The 17,140-nt window shown below is 59.5% G+C and carries 14 protein-coding genes and 1 tRNA gene; 6 read left to right on the top strand and 9 right to left on the bottom strand.

The features are described from left to right. Positions 1-4: 4 nt before the first annotated feature. From trpB to trpC, 3 genes are read right to left on the bottom strand one after another with little or no spacing between them, the layout of a single operon-like run. The gene (gene trpB / locus A37A_RS16365) at positions 5-1,270 is read right to left on the bottom strand and encodes a tryptophan synthase subunit beta (RefSeq protein WP_231363818.1); all 1,266 of its coding nucleotides are present in this window, start codon (positions 1,268-1,270) and stop codon (positions 5-7) included. Then, positions 1,237-1,851: a phosphoribosylanthranilate isomerase gene (locus A37A_RS0107465; protein ID WP_018290896.1), complete on the bottom strand. Its 615-nt coding sequence runs from the start codon at positions 1,849-1,851 to the stop codon at positions 1,237-1,239. Before A37A_RS0107465 ends, trpB begins: the two co-directional genes overlap by 34 nt. A 16-nt stretch (positions 1,852-1,867) precedes the next feature. Beyond that, entirely contained in the window at positions 1,868-2,683 is an 816-nt protein-coding gene (gene trpC / locus A37A_RS0107460; RefSeq protein WP_018290895.1) for an indole-3-glycerol phosphate synthase TrpC, read from the bottom strand. Between the two features lie 241 nt (positions 2,684-2,924). On the opposite strand from trpC, the gene A37A_RS0107455 reads away from it, so the two are divergent. The 4 genes from A37A_RS0107455 to A37A_RS0107430 all read left to right on the top strand — a co-directional run bounded on the left by A37A_RS0107455 (position 2,925) and on the right by A37A_RS0107430 (position 10,623). Then, positions 2,925-4,928 (top strand): tetratricopeptide repeat protein, encoded by a 2,004-nt coding sequence (locus tag A37A_RS0107455; RefSeq protein WP_018290894.1) that lies wholly within the window; start codon positions 2,925-2,927, stop codon positions 4,926-4,928. Positions 4,929-4,996: 68 nt separating this feature from the next. Beyond that, entirely contained in the window at positions 4,997-7,408 is a 2,412-nt protein-coding gene (locus A37A_RS0107450) for a hypothetical protein (RefSeq protein WP_018290893.1), read from the top strand. A gap of 75 nt (positions 7,409-7,483) precedes the next feature. Continuing rightward, positions 7,484-8,857 carry an MFS transporter gene (locus A37A_RS0107445; RefSeq protein WP_018290892.1) on the top strand — a complete coding sequence of 458 codons (1,374 nt, stop codon included), beginning with the start codon at positions 7,484-7,486 and terminating at the stop codon, positions 8,855-8,857. A 476-nt stretch (positions 8,858-9,333) separates the two neighbouring features. Next, positions 9,334-10,623 carry an MFS transporter gene (locus A37A_RS0107430; RefSeq protein WP_018290889.1) on the top strand — a complete coding sequence of 430 codons (1,290 nt, stop codon included), beginning with the start codon at positions 9,334-9,336 and terminating at the stop codon, positions 10,621-10,623. A gap of 663 nt (positions 10,624-11,286) precedes the next feature. On the opposite strand, the gene A37A_RS0107425 is transcribed toward A37A_RS0107430, so the two are convergent. From A37A_RS0107425 to A37A_RS0107400, 4 genes are all read right to left on the bottom strand, one after another. Further along, complete coding sequence (locus A37A_RS0107425) at positions 11,287-11,652, bottom strand: hypothetical protein (RefSeq protein ID WP_026195712.1); 366 nt, start codon at positions 11,650-11,652, stop codon at positions 11,287-11,289. 526 nt (positions 11,653-12,178) lie between these two features. Further along, positions 12,179-12,265: transfer RNA gene (locus A37A_RS0107410), tRNA-Ser, on the bottom strand. 17 nt (positions 12,266-12,282) lie between these two features. Beyond that, positions 12,283-12,741 (bottom strand): PTS sugar transporter subunit IIA, encoded by a 459-nt coding sequence (locus A37A_RS0107405; protein ID WP_020494154.1) that lies wholly within the window; start codon positions 12,739-12,741, stop codon positions 12,283-12,285. Next, the gene (locus tag A37A_RS0107400; protein WP_196799538.1) at positions 12,738-13,676 is read right to left on the bottom strand and encodes an NAD(+)/NADH kinase; all 939 of its coding nucleotides are present in this window, start codon (positions 13,674-13,676) and stop codon (positions 12,738-12,740) included. The genes A37A_RS0107405 and A37A_RS0107400 overlap by 4 nt, the downstream gene beginning before the upstream one ends. 566 nt (positions 13,677-14,242) lie before the next feature. Here A37A_RS0107400 and A37A_RS21340 point away from each other — a divergent pair. Together A37A_RS21340 and A37A_RS21335 are read left to right on the top strand one after the other, a co-directional pair. Continuing rightward, positions 14,243-14,914 carry a hypothetical protein gene (locus A37A_RS21340; RefSeq protein ID WP_231363816.1) on the top strand — a complete coding sequence of 224 codons (672 nt, stop codon included), beginning with the start codon at positions 14,243-14,245 and terminating at the stop codon, positions 14,912-14,914. 414 nt (positions 14,915-15,328) lie between these two features. Beyond that, complete coding sequence (locus A37A_RS21335) at positions 15,329-15,487, top strand: hypothetical protein (RefSeq protein WP_231363815.1); 159 nt, start codon at positions 15,329-15,331, stop codon at positions 15,485-15,487. A 322-nt stretch (positions 15,488-15,809) separates the two neighbouring features. On the opposite strand, the gene A37A_RS0107385 is transcribed toward A37A_RS21335, so the two are convergent. After that, positions 15,810-16,214 carry a hypothetical protein gene (locus A37A_RS0107385; protein ID WP_020494152.1) on the bottom strand — a complete coding sequence of 135 codons (405 nt, stop codon included), beginning with the start codon at positions 16,212-16,214 and terminating at the stop codon, positions 15,810-15,812. Positions 16,215-16,421: 207 nt separating this feature from the next. Next, on the bottom strand, positions 16,422-17,003 hold the full coding sequence (locus tag A37A_RS0107380; protein WP_018290881.1) for a carbonic anhydrase: 582 nt from the start codon (positions 17,001-17,003) through the stop codon (positions 16,422-16,424). Positions 17,004-17,140: the final 137 nt, after the last annotated feature.

The raw sequence follows: 17,140 nt of genomic DNA, 5'->3' as shown, positions 1-17,140 counted from the left end.
AAAATCAGAGAGGAGGGGAATCCTTTGGTGGGAAGTCGCCTCCGCCGGTTCCCCCCTGCCGCTGCATCCGTACGACTTGTTCGACATCTTTGTCCCCACGGCCAGAGAGATTGACCAGAAGCACTGCCTCGGGAGAAAGTTCCTTCGCTAACCGGATGGCGTGCGCGATCGCGTGGGCGCTCTCCAGTGCGGGAACAATGCCTTCCATACGGGCCAGCAGATAGAACGCATCCAAAGCTTCCCGGTCGCTAGCGGCCGTGTATTCGGCCCTTCCGACGTCCCGAAGATAGGCATGTTCAGGGCCGACCGCAGCATAATCCAACCCCGCCGAGATCGAGTGGGTCAAGGCAATCTGACCGTCGGCATCCTGTAACAGGTAGGTGCGAGTTCCCTGCAGAACGCCAACACCACCGGCCGCAAAGCGGGCGGCATGGTCTCCCAACCGATCGCCCCGCCCACCGGCCTCGACCCCAACCAGACGCACCTCTGGATCGTCCAAGAATCCATGAAAGATGCCGATCGCATTGCTTCCTCCTCCGACACAAGCGACGACGGCACGGGGCAATGCTCCCGCGCTCTCCAGGATTTGACCTCGCGCCTCCCGACCGATCACCGCCTGAAAGTCCCGAACCAGCATCGGATAGGGATGCGGACCCAGTGCCGAGCCAAGGATGTAATGAGTCGAGCGCACGGTTACCGCCCAATCCCGCATCGCGGCATTGACGGCTTCCTTGAGCGTGCGCTGCCCGGCACGCACAGGCACGACCTGCGCGCCAAGAATCTCCATGCGCGCAACGTTCAGCGCCTGACGCTCCATGTCCACTTCGCCCATGTAAATCGTGCACGCGAGTCCAAATCGGGCGCAAACGGTCGCGGTGGCTACCCCGTGCTGACCGGCGCCGGTCTCGGCAATGACTCGCTTCTTGTTCATCCGCACGGCGAGAAGAGCTTGGCCCAGCGTGTTATTGATCTTGTGCGCGCCGGTATGAAGAAGATCCTCCCGCTTGAGGTAAATCTGCGCGCCGCCCAAAGCTTCCGTCAGGCGGGCGGCGTAGGTAACCGGAGTCGGCCTCCCCGCATACGCCCGGAGCAGCTGCTCCAACTCCTTTCGAAAGTCGGGATCGTCTTTCGCAACCCGGTAGGCTTCTTCGAGCTCCGCCAGGGCCGCCATGAGCGATTCGGGCGCAAACTTCCCTCCATAATGCCCGAAATGGCCGCCGGCATCCGGCAAGCTGACTAAGCGCCCTTGCATCTTCGTACAAACTCCCATACACGCTTTGGATCCTTTTTTCCAGGAGCAAGCTCCACCCCGCTTGCCACGTCGACTCCGAACGGATGGGTCTGCTCGATTGCCTCCGAGGCGTTCTCGGGGGTCAATCCTCCAGACAGGATAAAGGGCTGCCGCAGTCTCTCGGCGAACTTGCGCACAAGCGGCCAATCGAGCGTCTTCCCGGTCCCACCCCAAGAAGACGACGGACTGTCCAAAAGCAGGGCCGCGGAAGGAAAGGAGAATTCCGCCGCGTTCGGCCACGGAGGGCGAATGGCCTTGATCACCTTTCGAGGGCGAAGCGAGACACAGAAGGCTGCGCTTTCGCCGCCGTGCAACTGCCAAGCGCTGAAGCCCGCCAGCGATTCGATCCGTTCGATTTCACCGTCGGTGGGGTTGACAAGAACGGCTACGCGCTCCACCAAAGGCGGAATCGCCTCAAGGATCTCCGCTGCGGAAGATGGGGGCACGTAGCGTGGGCTCCCAGGATAGAGAATAAATCCGAGAGCGTCCGCTCCCGCGTCAATCGCGATCCGCGCGTCGCCGAGCGAGGTAATCCCGCAAATCTTGACTCGAACCGGCATGCGAAGAAGGCTTGGGCTATCCGCCCGGCGGCCGCCATCCCCCCTTCCCCCCGCCTCCTCTCTGGAACTCGGCCACCTTTGCCTTTGGATTGTCAGAGCGCATCAGAGCTTCCCCGACAAGAATTGCATCCACGCCCACCGACCGGAGATGGGCCGCTTGTCTTCCGGAAACGATCCCGCTTTCGCTCACGGCCACGCGTCCTTCCGGTAGGAAGCCGATCAACTGCTCGGTAGTCGCCAGATCGATCGAAAAGGTGCGAAGATCGCGATTGTTCATCCCGATCAGCTTCGCGTCGATCGCCATGGCTCGCTCGAGTTCTGCTCGGTTATGCACTTCGACAAGAGGCTCCAGATCCAGGTCGATTGCGAGCGAATGCAAGTCGCGAAGCTCCGCCTCCGACAGGGCTGCCACGATCAAGAGCACGGCATCCGCTCCGAAGATTACGCTCTGATAAAGCTGCGCTTCCGATAGGAGGAAGTCCTTGCGCAAGAGCGGGAGATCGACCGCCTCCCGCACTTGGCGCAGGTCTTCCAATGATCCAGAGAAAAAAGGACCATCGGTCAGCACGCTGATCCCATCCGCTCCCGCATCGGCGTAGAGGAGCGCCTGTCTTGCCGGATCGCAGCCGGGGGCAATGGACCCCGCCGAAGGGGATGCCCGCTTGACCTCGGCAATGAGGCCCACCCGTTCCTGCTTCTTTAGCGCGAGGGCCAAGGAACGAGAGCGGCGGTTCCGAGCGCGCGCTTCCTGCCTCAACCGGGCAAGGTTGCCATTGAGCCCCAGAACCTCGGCCCTTTTCCGTTGGAGAATCTCCTCCAATCGATCCTGCATGCTTCTCGCTCCTCAGGCTCCCGGGCCTACCATCCCGCTCTTGGCGCCTCCGGTTCCGCCAGGGCAATATGACTGCCGGCCGGATTCTGGGCAAGACGATCCTGACCTGCCTGTCTCCCAAAGTTCATATCCGAGGCGTAGCGGGTCCGAGCCGGATCGCCCCACGATAAGTCGCGTGCAAACAATGTCTTAAGAAAGCTTATTGACTTTTTACGCGCCCGAAAGACAAAATCCTGCCCCGATGCGCCTCTCTTTTCGAGGTGGCCTAGCCTGCCTCCTTTTGGTGGTCGCCCAACCCGCCCACGCGGCCTATCCGCCACAAGACCAGTTCCTACAGGCCTACCTAGCCCTGCAAGAAGCGGAACAGATGGAAAAGAAGGGGGATGAAGCTGCCGCCCACCAAAAATACCTGGACGTCGAAAGAAAACTCGAACTTCTCAAAAGCAACAACCCGGATTGGGAGCCATCGATCGTCGCGTTCCGCCTCCGTTATGTCCGAGGCAAGATCGCCCTGTCCGAGGAGGCCCGGAAGAAGGGCTTATCCTCACCCGAGGCTACACAGCCGGACAAGCACGAGGTAGCCTCCTCTCCGGCCCCTGACGATGGGTCGAGGAATCATCCGCGCGAGAGCCATTCCTTGCCCGCGACCCGCGGCAGCGCCGAATCAACTGAAGGCACTAGCAATCGACAGGTCGTCCTCCTGCGCAGCCGCATCTCCCAACTCGAAGGCGAGTTGACCTCGACCAAATCCAAACTGCAAGCAGCCGTCTCGGAGGCAGGCTCCCTCCGTGAGCGGCTCCAGAGCGCGCGCAAGGAGCTGGCCATTGCGCAGTCGTCCAACGTCGAGGAGAGGATTGCGGCTGTCCTCCAGGAAAACAATGCGCTCAAGGCGCAGCTTGCGCAGACCGAAGGGAAGATACGCGCTCTTCAGAGCGGAAATGACGAAGGAGCGGTGGTCGGCATCCGGGATCAGCTGAAGGGAGTACAGGAACAACTGGCCATCCTCGAGCGGGAAAATCAGATTTTCCGAACGACGGCAAGCTCCTTGAAGTCCCAACTCGAAGCCGCTCAGCAACGCTTGGCCGAGTCGGCGCGACAATTCTTCGCCTCCTCAGGGAGCGAGCAGCTCAAAAAGGAAAACGAGGTTCTGCGGGGGATCGTCAACCGGCAGATTCAAGAGCAGGCTCGTCGCGAGATGGCCAAGAAACTCCTCACCGAAGAGCTTCAATCCCTCAAGGTCGACTCCCAGTTCGTGCAAAGGCAGCTAGAAATTCTCTCCTCTCCGCTCGTATCGCTTTCTCCGGAAGAGCTCGCTCTTTTGAAGGGCCCGACCGTCGCTCCCCAAGAGCATTTGGACAAGCAGGCGTTCGCTGCCGTCTTGAAGCAAAAAGCCCAACAGATGGGCCTCTTCTCACAAGGCTCTGACCCGGAACGGGCCCGCGCGCCTGAATCTGCCCAGGCAAGCCCATCGAAGGTCGACGCACCCTCCCCGGCTTCGGCGATGACAGGGTCGCCCTCCACCGCCGCCGCCTCGGACTCTCCTCCGACTTCGCGGTCCGACTCGCCGATCTCGGGATTGGCGATGCTCACTTCCGGCGGGACAAGTCCAGAATCCGCTTCGGTCCCCCGCCAGAACGCCGCTCCTCCCGCAGCCGACAATGGCGGCGAGGGCAACAACGCCTCCTCCCTTACGCCCGAACTCCGTCAACTCGCGGAACAAGCAGCAGGCTACTTCAATGAACAGCGGCATGACGAGGCGGCCAAGGTCTACGAGCAAATTCTTCAAAAGGATCCGGGGAACGTCTTTGCGTGGGCGAACCTAGGGGTGGTTCGCTACCAGCAGGCTCGCTACGAGGATTCGGAGAAGGCTCTGCAGCAAGCCATCAAGCTGAATCCCAACGATGCTTTCTCTCACTCCGTTCTCGGGATCGTCTACTATCAGCAGGGGCGCTACGATAATGCCATCTCGATGCTCACTCGCTCCATCGTCCTCGACCCGAACGATCCGCGCACCCGCAACTACCTTGGGATCGCCTGCTCGAAAAAGGGATGGCAAGAGGCTGCGGAAAAAGAACTCCGCCGTGCGATCGAGCTCAACCCCAACTACGCCGATGCCCATTTCAACCTAGCCGTGATTTACGCCTCGCAAAAACCTCCGGCCAAGGAGTTGGCCAAGCGCCACTACCAAGATGCTCTCAACCTTGGACTCCCCAAGGACGCCGGCCTCGAAAAGTTTTTTGAGTAGCGCTTGACATAACAGCCTCTTCTTGGTTAATGCCATGATTGCGATTCACGCAAAGAGAGCGCACCGTTATGGTCCGACCGGATTCCCCGACGACCGTCTTCGTGGCTCTGACGTTCGTTTTCTGGGCGCTTGTTCTTCCGGCGAGAGCCGAGGTCGCGAGCTACGACCCTAATCCGCCTTTCCGTCTCGACCAGTTGGAGCCCGTCGAGATCCAGGATGAGGTCACGCACCTCACCTTCAAGGCACACCAGCCGAAAAATCCCTACAATATCCTCATCAACTACGAGCTAGGGATGCACTGCGTGGGATTCGACATCTCCTACTGCTGTGTCATCCCGCCATACAATTCCTTCCAAGCGCAGGCCGTCCAGTCTGGCAGGAATGGCAACCGGCCGAGGCTCCTGTCTCCGGCCGATCAGATCAAGCTCTACTATTTCTTGCGGGATAACACCTATTCCGAAGGGAATAAGATGAAGTACTGGTCTGTCCTCAAGGACGTGAACGGCAACGGCACCATGTCCGATCCCGGAGACAACATGGCGAACTACGTCTGGGAGCATCTTTTCATCTACAAGGATCTCGAAGGCACGATTCCCAAGGACTGGTCGATCGAGAAGAGGATCCACATTGGCAAAGACCTAGAGCTCCCCGTGGATGCTGGCCCATCGGGGAAGCCGCTCGCGGGGGGATATCTCGATTATGCCGGAGACCAAGGCGGAGACATTGTCTTCACCGATTCGCTGATCCCGGAAGTAAAGAATGTTCGGCTGACGTTAACGGCGGCGAATGTCTGGGATGCGCTAGGCCTTCCCTTGACCGCGTTCTACGATTCCAGGAGGAAGGGAACGATCCGCACGATCACAAACAAGGACTTCCAGCCCTACCAATACTCGACCGTGCAGCTGCATGACAAAGAGGACAAGCTGGTCCTCGTAGACGGGAAGCCCGTCCAGTTCATCGGCACGAATCCTGTCGATATTCCGAATTGCGTGATCTGCCATTCCGCCGACGGCAAGGGGGCCAGGTTCGCCAAGCAAGCTGGCATGACCCTTTTCGAGAAGGAATACGACTACTGGAAAAAGAACTATCCCGATGAATCCGACTACATGGCGAGGCTTTCGTCCTCTTCCATCAACCTCCTCGAGATCCACGACAGAATGTTCCAGACGCACTTTCTCAAAGAGTACAACCCGAACGCCTCCTCCAACCGGCTAGGCAGCGTCGGGTCGGTCAACTGTGCCGACTGCCATGGCGACAACGTCTCCGGCAATCTGCAAGAACCGAGGCCGGGGGCAACGGGATATCCCACTACGAAGGCAAAGCCGCTTGCGCCGTCGATCCATGCCGCTCATGCAACCTTTCTGGCCGACATGAACGACAAGGCCGGCAGAACGGTCTCCTGCCAAGCATGCCATCCCACTCACTGGCAGAATCCCAAGATGAACGATTTCGAGACCAACCCGTTTCAAATCACCGACTCCTACGGAAACAATAAATTTGCGAATTCCGATCAAAGAATTGCCGGAGGCGGCTGCTACCTGAGAAGAGATGCCCATACCAACCCGGATGTTCAGCCTCCCTTTTTCCTCAATTCTCTGGGCAAGTGGTACCTGCAGAACGTGAGCATGCGGGATGAAAACGGCAAGCCCATCCCGCAGATGAGGGGCCTGACCTGCACCAACTGCCACAATCAGCTTTCGATCGAACTCTACAATTGGGATGATCTCGACGATGCGGTCTCTCAAAAGGGCAAAACCTTAAGAGACAAGGGCGTTGAGGAGATCCGGAAGGCGCTCGCCAGCGGGGAGATCCAGCGTTTTCTGGAAATGGCCGATCCGACAATCAAGGGCGGGAGCAACCCTGTCTACACCTATTACGCCGAACACAAGGGCGCCACGCTCGTCCGAGCGACGAAAGATAACGAAGGCAAACTCAGGTTGTTACCGTGGAATGCGGGCGAAGGGAGCCCCGTTTCCTACGACAGCGCTTCCGGGGGAAGCGATTGGTGGCTTTCCGCCGCCGAGCCCAAGTGTGCTACCTGCCATGCCGCTCCATTCGTAGAAAGCGGAGGTGGCAAATATTTTCCCATCGACCAGCCCCGCAAATACGCGCTCTACCGCTACTCGAAAGCTCATGGCGCGCTCTCCTGCCAGTCCTGCCATGAATCGATTCACGGTCTCTACCCAGTCCGCTACGAAGGAGAAGCCAAAACGGTGGATTTGACCACCCATCAGGCTGCTTTGCAGTATTCTCCGGACGGCCGCTATGCGGGGCCGGTCAGCTGCGCCGCTTGTCATACGGTCAACCACAAAGGAGTTCCCACCTTGTTAGCCGGGACCGGCTATGCCAATGATTACTGGGCCTCGGTCGTTCTCCTGCATTACATGCGGGAAGGGGACGAAAAGCTGCCGGTGAAAGAGCTTCTTCGAAAATACCCGTACCAGGATTCCCGCAAAGTCGTCCTCCAAAGTTGGAAGTAACGGGGGGCGCTTGGCACGGCAGAGCTTTTCTGGGCACGTCCCCGATCTCCAGCATGGTATGGTATCCTTTGCCTCATGGTGAGCTGGCTCAAAGTCCGCCGTCCACGCCCGATCCCCGGCAAGACCTCGTACCGCTTGGAAGGAGATTCACCTTCTCCACCGAGCAACTCCGTCAGTTCACCGCCGGCAGGGAACTGGGAGCGCCTTGCCTGGAGCTGCTTTGACATTGGCAGCTCCTCCTTCACGACCGTCATCGTCGACCTGGTTTTCGCCCTCTATTTCGTTCGTGTCATCTGCGCCCACCGAGTCGACGGTACCTGGCTGTGGACTTTGGTTCTCTTCGTCTCCCAATTGTTTGTCGCCTTCTCTTCCCCGATGATCGGCGCGATGGCCGATGTCCTGGGCCGCAAAAAGCGAATGCTCTTCTCTGCCTATGCCGTCTGCATCCTCTCGGCCCTCAGCCTGGCGCACATGGGTGAAGGAGACGTCTGGCCGAGCATGATCGCCTTTGCCGTCACGAATATTTCGTTCTCGTTTGCAGACAATCTCATGGCCGGCTTCTTGCCGGAGATCACCAGCTTCGATTCTCTCGGCCGCCTCTCCGGCTGGGCTCGTTCTTTGGGCAACCTGGGAAGCTTGGTCAACTTGCTGTTGGTTTCTCCGCTGCTTGCCTCGGGGTTCACGGTATCCAACGCAAGCCGCATCCAGCTCGCCTTGGCCCTGACGATCGCTATCTACGCTCTGGCGGGACTTCCCGCTCTTTTTCTCTTGCGTGAACGTACCGAAGCCCTCACCGGCAATCTTTGGCTGGCTCTTCGACAAGCCACTCGACGCTTGGGAGACTCGGTGCCGGATGTGGTGCGCCCCGGAGCATTAAGAACCTTTTTTGCCTCTTCGCTCCTCTGCGGGGCCGGCGCAACGGTCGTGATGGTCGTCGTTGCGATCTACGCGCAGATGGCAATTGGGATGGCGGATGCCGAACAGGTCTTGGTCTTGCTGGCTGTCCAGGGAGGAGCGTGCGTCGGAGCTCTCTTTCTCGGCAAAATCAAAGACTGGCTTGGCTCTGCCCGCGCCCTGCAACTGGTCGTCCTCGTATGGACGATCTCCTCGATCGCTCTGGTGTGCGTTCACTCTAAACCGCTCTTCTGGGCAACGGCCTTCCTCGTAGGATTTGGCAACGGCTCCCTTTTCTCCGTCAGCCGCGCTGTTATGGGGCTCCTTTCTCCTCTCGAGGCACGGGCTCAATACTACGGACTCTGGTTCGTCACCGGAAGAGTCGCGGCCGCGATCGGTCCTCTGCTCTTCGGGGAGTTCTTCCAAGCAACCCACTCCTTTCGCATTCCCATGACCATCCCCTTAATCTGCTTCGCGCTGGGCTTTTTCTTCCTGCTCGCGCTGCCGCCAGACCGTGGGCCAGCAGCCGCTTCCGGTCAACCCGCGATGCCTTGACAGGGTCTCCGGTTCTCGGTTAGCTCCAAGCAAGCCGCCTCTCCGAAGGAAGCGCCCAGGCACATTCATCCATGGCGAACCCGCCCTTTCCGGATCGTCCCTTTATCCTGGAATCTCCGTCTTCCCGCCGCATTCCAGAGATCGAAGCGCCCCTTCCCCGCGGCATCGGAGGACTGCTAGCCGCCATTTCTCACAAATTTCGTAGCCGAGGCGCCGCCAATGGGCTTGGATGCGAGGCGGGGCGCCGGTTTTCCCCCGGAGCTGTATGAGGACGTACTACAAGGATGGAAAACCAAGCCAAACGAAGCAGACGAGCCTATTTCGCAAGCCGCAGCAGAAAGCTTGGAAGAAATGGCGGCTAGGCAAGACCGCCCTCACCATCGGGCCATTTTCTCGACGAGCGCTTCGTTCCCATCGGGAAACGGCTGCCAACGGCTGTCGGGTGGGTAGCTCCTTTGCTTGAATCGCCTCTTCCCATGCACCTTTTCGAGAAGATCCTTTCTCCCCAGCCACGCCCGACGCCACCCTCCAAACCGGAAAAGATCGCCTGGGCGTTCTTCGATTTCGCCAATACCGCCTTCAACACGCTGATCGTCGACCTTGTGTTCGGCACCTATTTCCTTCGCGTCGTTTGTGCGCACCGGACAGACGCGACATGGCTCTTCGGTTGGTCCCTGTTTTTCTGCCAAACCCTGGTCGGGGTTCTTTCTCCGCTTCTCGGAGCTCTCGTCGACGTTACCGGAAGCAAGAAACGGGTGCTCTCGATCTCGTATGCGGTCTGCATCGTGGCCACCGCTAGCCTTGCTGCGATGGGCGAAGGGGATGTTTGGGCGAGCTTGGCTGCGTTCATGGCAGCATCGATCGGTTACGCGCTTGCCGAGAATCTCACCGCTAGCTTTCTTCCCGAACTCGCTTCGTCGCAGGAGATCGGGAGGCTCTCGGGACTTGCGCGGGCACTCGGTAATGTGGGGGGGTTCCTCAGCGTTGCTGCCGTCTATCCGCTGATGAGTCCCGGATTCACGCTAGCCAACTCCGGCGCCATTCGGCTGATTTTTCTCTTGACGGCCGTCATTTACGGCACGGCCGGTCTTCCCACTCTCCTTTTCGTACAAGAACGTGCCTGCCCTCTCCAGCAGGCAGGCAAAGGCGCCATGGAAGCGTCCCTGGTTCGTCTGTCCCGGACCTTTCCCAAGCTATGCCGCGAGGCCCGACTGCGCCTCTTCTTCAGCGCATTCTTTCTTTACTCCACCGGAGCGTCGATGGTCCTGGCCATGGGGGCACTTTACGGGCAAATGCAGATCGGCTTGGCCGGCGAGGAGCCAGTATTCCTTCTTCTGGCCATTCAGAGCGGAGGTGGCTTGGGAGCGATTCTCTTCGGCTTCCTCGAAGACTGGCTCGGATCCAAGAAGACCTTGCAGCTGATTGTTTGGATCTGGTTCTTGGCGATGGGCGGCTTTTACTTCGTGCAGGACAAGCTCGCCTTTTATGTAGTTTGCGCAATCCTGGGAATGGGAGCCGGCTCCCTTCAGGCAGTCAGCCGCGCCGTGGTGGGGATTCTGGCTCCCAAGAACGAGCATGCCGAATACTTCGGCTTGTGGGGACTGTTCGGCCGGCTGGCCGCGGGGACGGGCCCTCTTGTATTTGGTCTTCTTTCGCAGCGCCTCCATTCGTTCCATACACCGATGCTTGCCTCCTTCGTCTGCTTTGCGGTCAGTCTCGGTTTGCTTTCCGCCTTGCCTAAATTGCAATCGCAACGGATAGAGTAAGCAGCGTCCGATCGGCTCCATTCCCTGGCGCGTGGCTTGAGGACTCCTCGGCCAGTTGCGCCGTCCGTCGGAAGGCGCACAGGGAATGCAGCGGGAAAGATTCCGATGATCGATACGATGATGGCCTGGCTCGGCCGAGGGCTTTTCTGGATCATGGTTTCCTGGGTCTTCCCGATTGAACTGATGACTTGCCGAGGACTCGGCGAGCGATACGCCAGTAGCCGGCGGGCCCTCTTTTCCCTCATCCTGCTCCTTGCCCTGGCCTTCGGAACGGCTCTCCGCCAATCGTGGCGGGAGGCATTCCCTGTCTTCTTGTTTTCCGGTTTGGCGGGAGTCACCTACGCACTCCACCAGACCCAGACCAGAAGCCGGAAGCGCCAAGAGCTCCCCCAAAACCCATGGAGTTTGGGCATCCCGCCCTGGCCGTTCCGAAATTCTCCGCGGTTGTTCTGGCTCGTGGTCCAACCCTCCTTGGCTCTGACTTTTGGCCTGGCCAGCTTCCTTATCTCCCGGACCCTCTGCCTCTACTTCGTCCTTGCTGCCCCGTTGCTCTGGATCTTCCGGAGACTCTCAGAGCCCCTTTTCTCGCTGCAGGCTCAGCCGCCCCGATCCGTCGCCGCGGATGCTTCGCAACCGGACGCCGAAGAAATGGCGAAGCCCCCCTCACCGCTTCCTCTTTGGCCGAGGGAAGACCGAAAGCTCCCGCAGCCATCGTCGATCCAAGGGCCCACTGCCCTTCCCCTCGAAGAAAGCGGTCGATTCCAGGCGGCCCGTCGCTCCCGTTTCGGGCCAATCGAAATCCTGCTCCTTCTTGCCGCGGCGGGGACAGGACTCGTCGCCAGCGTCTTCGGCCTCAGATATGCGGCGGGCTTTCTCGACGGCCAGTCCAAGGAGGTCTTTCCCTCCTGCGTTCGTCCCGAGCAGGAGCGCTTGGCCAAGCTCATCCCGAACGGCTGGCGCCTCCAACTCCTCAACGGAGCGAAAGAGGCAGCCTTCTCCGAGGAAACTCTTCGCAGCCTGAGCAAGCAAAACGACTCAGTCCTTCTTCAAGCAATGATACGATCTTGGACGGGAGAAACTGTCTACTTGGTCTCGGGCGATTTCATTCCCCGTGCAGCCGTCGCCGTGCGGTTCCCTGCCCCGGGGATCGTGGTAGAATGGACTTCCTGGCCATCCCAAGGTACGGGCCGCTCGCGCACGGTGCTCTGCCTTTACGTTCAGACCAGGCCGGAAGCGGCGGAGGAGCTTCAGCAAGTTTTGGAGCAGACGCGGAAGATGCGTCCCTTCCGTTTTGAAAAGGAATCCCGGATCGTTCCTTTCGACGTCATCCGCGCAGGAAAGCGGATCATCCTTCATTGCCTAAGCCCTCGCTCCTTCGCCTTCCGGATCGGCGATTTTGAACTCTCTCAAGAGCTTACGAAGCCAGCAGAGCCTCGCATGAAAAACGCCTTCAAGCCGAAGGCGCAACTCCGCGGGATCGGCTCTGGAAGCATTGCGGCCGGCGTCGCGACCTTCCGGCAGGTCTGGATGACGGAGGCAGAGAGACCGGAAGATGCGGACAGGGTGGGATTTGAACCCACGGTGGAGTTTCCCCCACGCTCGATTTCGAGTCGAGTGCCTTAAACCGCTCAGCCACCTGTCCGAAGAGCCTGCCTTTGTTTACACTTTCTGATCTTCGGCGGCAATCACCGAGACAAAGTCGGCGGTGTCCTTCGCGCGAAGAAGCCTCGATCGGGAAGGTGCCTCGTGAACGATGCGAGCCAGAGCTCCCACGGTGATCAGATATTCGGTCTGAAACAGCTTCGGCACGCCGATGACAAAAACGAACTTCACCGGAGGCTGCCCCTCCTGGATCACGACTCCCTCCGTACTTCTCCCCGTCGCAAGGACGAGATTTCTTACGTGAACACTCCGCACATGAGGAAACCCAACTTCACTATCGAACCAGAGCTGTCCGCTACCCTGGCCAGCAAGCAGTTCTTCGAGAAAAGCGGAAAAGTCGTCGATCTCCGGTGCCTCTCGCAAAAGCTCGGCAACCTCCCGGATGGCCTCGATCCAGGTTCGAGCGCGGAGATTCAAAGAGACCCTTTCCGGCTTGATCCATTCGTCCAGCTTCACACCCGTCCTCCCTCCGTTTCGATCCGCTTCTCCGAAGCCGGCAAGCTTGCCCCGCTCCAACGAAGCTTCTGCCTCAGAATTTGAAAGAAGTCTCGGCTCGCCAGAAAAGCCAACGTCACCGGGTGAGGGGCGGTGCGGATCTCGACCCAGTCTCCGCAGTGCAAAACCCCGCTCGACTGACCATCGAACTCCAATCGGACAGGAGCGGCTCGTTCCGGCACCGTCATCCGGACCTGGGAGTCCGCGGAAAACACGAGGCTGCGGTTCGTCAGACTATGAGGGCAGAGGGGTGTGAGCGCAAAGACTTGGGCCTCGGGCACGACGATGGGCCCGCCCGCCGAAAGAGCGTAGGCCGTTGACCCCGTAGGCGTTGCGACCACCACGCCGTCGGCCTGAAACTCCGTTACGAGGAGGTCTCCCGCGTGAACATCGATCCGAGCCATCCGGGAGGAGCTTCCCCGAAAGAGAACGACGTCGTTGAAGACGCAAGGAATTTGTAGTTTCTTACCTCGAAGAGACCCTCGCACTTTCAGCGCCAGGCGTTGACTCAGGCGCAAGAGGCCCGAAGCCAGATCCGGCAGTGCTTGGAGAATTTCTTCCCGAGTCACCGCCGTAAGAAATCCCAGGCCGCCAATGTTCACGCCGAGGATCGGCACTGGATTCGGATAGACCGCATGCACGACGCGCAGCAAGGAGCCGTCCCCTCCCGCAACGATCAGGAGATCGACTCCGCCAATCAAGCCGGCCAGGTCCCTGCCCTCCGTCCCGAGCAACTTTGCGGTCTGCTCTTCCCAAAGAAAAGGGAAGCCATGTCTTTCGGAAAAGAGCTGCATCTCCCGGACCAGGGTCCGAGCGCCCGGTTTCCTCGTGTTGGCAATTACCCCGATCCGCAGCATCTGCCCTCTACCCGAATCGACTCCTGGATTTCGACGCACAGGTTCTCTTTTGCGCTGAGCGGCCCAGAAGGGCCTTCTTTCCTCGTCGCTGTCTGCCAGCTCTCGTCTAGTTGCAGGAGAACGTTGCGAGCATGGCAGGCCGGCGAAGAGCCGTCGTCCAGCGTTGCCTTTCGCTTCACGACGATCTCATCGCCGGACGTTCGGAGGACAAAAACAGCGCCCTTCCAACGTGCGATCAGACACGATCGCTACCGCAGCGTGACTTCCCGTCTTAAGCCAATCCCGCTATCTAACCGTAAAAGAAAAATCCAAACAATTGCAACCTCGACGGAAGACTGCAGAGAACCTTCCGAGCATTCGGCGGCCCACCCGCGAACTTGACCCTTAACCGCCATTTCTCACAAATTTCGTAGCCGAGGCGACGCAGATGGGCTTGGATGCGAGGCGAGGCGTCGGTTTTTCACCGGAGCAGTATGACGCGACATACTGCAAGGATGGAAAACCAAGCCCAACGAAGCAGACAAGCCCATTGTGCAAGCCGCAGGAGAAAGCTTGGGAGAAATGGCGGTTAAGACATCCGGGAGTCGCTTAAGGGATTCGAACCCTTGACCCACGCTTTACGAAAGGTGCGGTCACTGCGTCGCTACCAGATAGAATCGGATCGAGATGGCGCATGGCGTACGGTTTTTAGCAATCCCCTGACCCGCTTGCGCAAGAAGAAGACGATTCCGCCCCACGTGCGGTCGTTGGCGAAGCCGATCCCGGTCAACCGCCACTCTCCGGACGGCGACGTCTACCGTTACGAGGTATTCTGGCAGATCGAGGGGCGCGAGTACAGGCGGAGATTCCAGGGCAAGCTGAAGGCCGAGATCGACGCCGGAGCCCTCCGCGAGCAGCTTTTTTCTGGCGGCAGCGGTGCTCTCGTGCTGCGCCCTGGCGAGGCGGAAGAGTTTGCGGCCGCCCGCGACCTGCTGGCTCCCTATGGCGTTTCCGTGCTCGAAGCGGCCCGTGCTTGGGCAGATCGACAACAGCAAAACGCCACAAGTTTGCCGGTCGAGGAAGCCGTGGAACTCTTCCTCCAAGCGAAAGCCAGCGCCGGAATGCGGCCGAGGGCGCTCAAAAGCTTGCGTAGCGATCTTCGGCGGTACGCCGCTGTGCATCCGGAGCAACTTCTCTCCGCGATGACCGCCGCGAAGGTATCGGCTTGGATCGATTCCCTTCCGCTAGCGCCTCTCTTACCCGGCTTTCCATCCTGCGCCGGGTGGGGACCTTCCTGAACTGGTGCGGCAAGCGCGGCTATTGCGCCAAGGGCATCGTAGCAGACGTGGAGAAACCTCGCGTCCGCCCGCCGGAGACCAAGCTTTTCACGGTTGCCGACGCCAAGACGCCCCTCGATGCGGCCAGCAAAGTCGCCCCCTCGCTGGTCCCTTATCTCGCGCTCGGCCTCTTCTGCGGGTTTCGGACGGCGGAGCTCGACCGGCTCGATTGGCGGCACATCGGAGAGAGCGAAGTCCGCATCGAGGCCGACGTTGCCAAGACCGCCTCCCGCCACGCGTCCCGATCCAATCGAACGCCTCCTTCTGGCTCGTGCCGTACCGCCAGAAGACCGGCCCGGTGCGTCCGAAGAACGCCCGCCGGATGCTCGCAAAGGTTCTCTCCGTCTCCCGGGGGTGACGTGGAAGCCCAACGCGATGCGACATTCATTCGCCAGCTATCGCCTCGCTCAATGCAGCGATGCGCCCCGGGTAAGCTTGGAGCTCGGCCATACCAGCCCCGCCTTGGTCTTCCGGCATTACCGGGAGCTCGTGAGCGAGGCGGAAGCCGAGAGGCATTTCGGCCTTACGCCTTGACCGGAAAATGCGGAAGCACGGGCCTCCTCCCGCCCTTTTCTTGCCCGCCCAAATGGGCCGTGTAGGCAGAACGACAAAATCGTAACGTTCTGCTGCAATCCCTTACGTATCAGCGCAGAGGACGTTCGGCTAACGCCGCGCGAACTTCCTGCTGCTCGGCTCGTCCTCCATTTGGGTTTCCTTTCTATGCTCCTAAACCCCTCTGTCCGCAAAATCGAAGAACCCCAAGTTGCGAGCGACCTCAACTATCCGTCCGAGGGATCAATCCTTGCACTTGTGACATGGAACGACAGATCGGCAAGAATGGAAGCCTCCAGTCCACTCACTTCACCGAGTACATCTCGGCCAGTAGATCGATGTATGCATTGGCCGCCTCCGCAAGCTTATGGGTGTAGACCATTTCGCGGCTCTCTCCCTGCCCTTGCTTATGGAGCTCGGCCATCGCCTTGCTTTCTATGATTCTTTTGAGCAGCGCCTTGGCTTCGCGAATCGCTCCTTTTCCATGCTCAACTGCCAGATCGTCGGTTCCGGGGGCCATCTGCATTTCACCCAGCATCACGAGATTGGAGCCTTCGGCCGCCATCTCGACCGCGTGGTTGATGATGGCATGCATGTGATGGAGTTGCATCGAGATGTCAGCGTGGTGCTGCTGGGAATAGAGAGGGGTCGAGGCCGATCCGATTCCGAACAGCACCATTGAAGCCAAGAGCAGAGTTAGCTTTTTCATCCTTTCCTTTCCTTTTTGCTAGCTGGTTTAATCTTTTCCGCTTGGAAATGAATGCTTTCCTTCCGGCAGCAGCCTATCGTGGACGCCTATGAAACTCCAAGCATTCCGATCGCCAGGCGGCATGGGGGACAACCCGAGCCCGACGCGGAGAAGGGGAACGCTTCACGCGATCCGACGGCTGGCCGTCAAGGCCCACGCCGGTAGCGGCTATTTAGCACTCCCGACCGAGATCGCCGCCCCGACTGGGCGCAAGGCGCCGGAGCGGACGTCGTAGAGGAATCCGAGGATGGGAATCCAAGGGGGGACCAGCGGATGCCGACGGAGACGCTGGATATCCTCCGCGATGGTTTCCTCTTGGTGTCGAATCGTCAACCAGTCGATATACTGGGCTTCCGACGTGCCCGAGCCGGATCCTCGATCGTGCCACCCGTTACTTTCCAGAACGGCGTGATCGAGGCTCTTTGCCAACAATCCACGCATGATTTCGTCGGAAAAGGTCTCCATCCCGCAATCGGTATGGTGGATGACGAACCATTCCCGGGTTCCCAGAAGCTTGTAGGAGATCACAAGCGAGCGGATCGCGTCTTCGCTTGCCCTTCCTCCCGCATTGCGAACCACATGTGCGTCCCCCTCGTCCAAGCCTGCAAACTTTGCGGGGTCGAGCCGCGCGTCCATGCACGTCAGGATGGCGAAACGACGTGACGGCGGCATCGCCAGATTACGCTTTTCCCCAAAGTCTTGCGCATATCGCTGATTGGCATCCAGGATTGATTCAAGAATCGAAGCCATGCGGAAAATTACCCCGAAGGTGTCGTCTCAAAAAGCACAAAAATCGTACGCTAAAACTTTGACATGCGCACGGAAGTCCCGCCGAGCTTCGGTTGCTGGTCGCTGTGTCCATTTGGAGCATACATCAGCCTGGCAGC

The sequence above is a fragment of the Verrucomicrobium sp. 3C genome, assembly GCF_000379365.1.
Classification (GTDB): Bacteria; Verrucomicrobiota; Verrucomicrobiia; order Methylacidiphilales; family Methylacidiphilaceae; genus Methylacidimicrobium.
The sequence above is the reverse complement of the archived record's forward strand: the minus strand, read 5'-3'. Positions and strand labels throughout refer to the sequence as shown.

Excerpts from the sequence above, each read along its gene's own strand:
- trpB (WP_231363818.1), bottom strand. The coding sequence starts at position 1,270 with ATGGGAGTTTGTACGAAGATGCAAGGGCGCTTAGTCAGCTTGCCGGAT.
- A37A_RS0107465 (WP_018290896.1), bottom strand. The coding sequence starts at position 1,851 with ATGCCGGTTCGAGTCAAGATTTGCGGGATTACCTCGCTCGGCGACGCG.
- trpC (WP_018290895.1), bottom strand. The coding sequence starts at position 2,683 with ATGCAGGATCGATTGGAGGAGATTCTCCAACGGAAAAGGGCCGAGGTT.
- A37A_RS0107455 (WP_018290894.1), top strand. The coding sequence starts at position 2,925 with ATGCGCCTCTCTTTTCGAGGTGGCCTAGCCTGCCTCCTTTTGGTGGTC.
- A37A_RS0107450 (WP_018290893.1), top strand. The coding sequence starts at position 4,997 with ATGGTCCGACCGGATTCCCCGACGACCGTCTTCGTGGCTCTGACGTTC.
- A37A_RS0107445 (WP_018290892.1), top strand. The coding sequence starts at position 7,484 with ATGGTGAGCTGGCTCAAAGTCCGCCGTCCACGCCCGATCCCCGGCAAG.
- A37A_RS0107430 (WP_018290889.1), top strand. The coding sequence starts at position 9,334 with ATGCACCTTTTCGAGAAGATCCTTTCTCCCCAGCCACGCCCGACGCCA.
- A37A_RS21335 (WP_231363815.1), top strand. The coding sequence starts at position 15,329 with ATGCGACATTCATTCGCCAGCTATCGCCTCGCTCAATGCAGCGATGCG.
- A37A_RS0107385 (WP_020494152.1), bottom strand. The coding sequence starts at position 16,214 with ATGAAAAAGCTAACTCTGCTCTTGGCTTCAATGGTGCTGTTCGGAATC.
- A37A_RS0107380 (WP_018290881.1), bottom strand. The coding sequence starts at position 17,003 with ATGGCTTCGATTCTTGAATCAATCCTGGATGCCAATCAGCGATATGCG.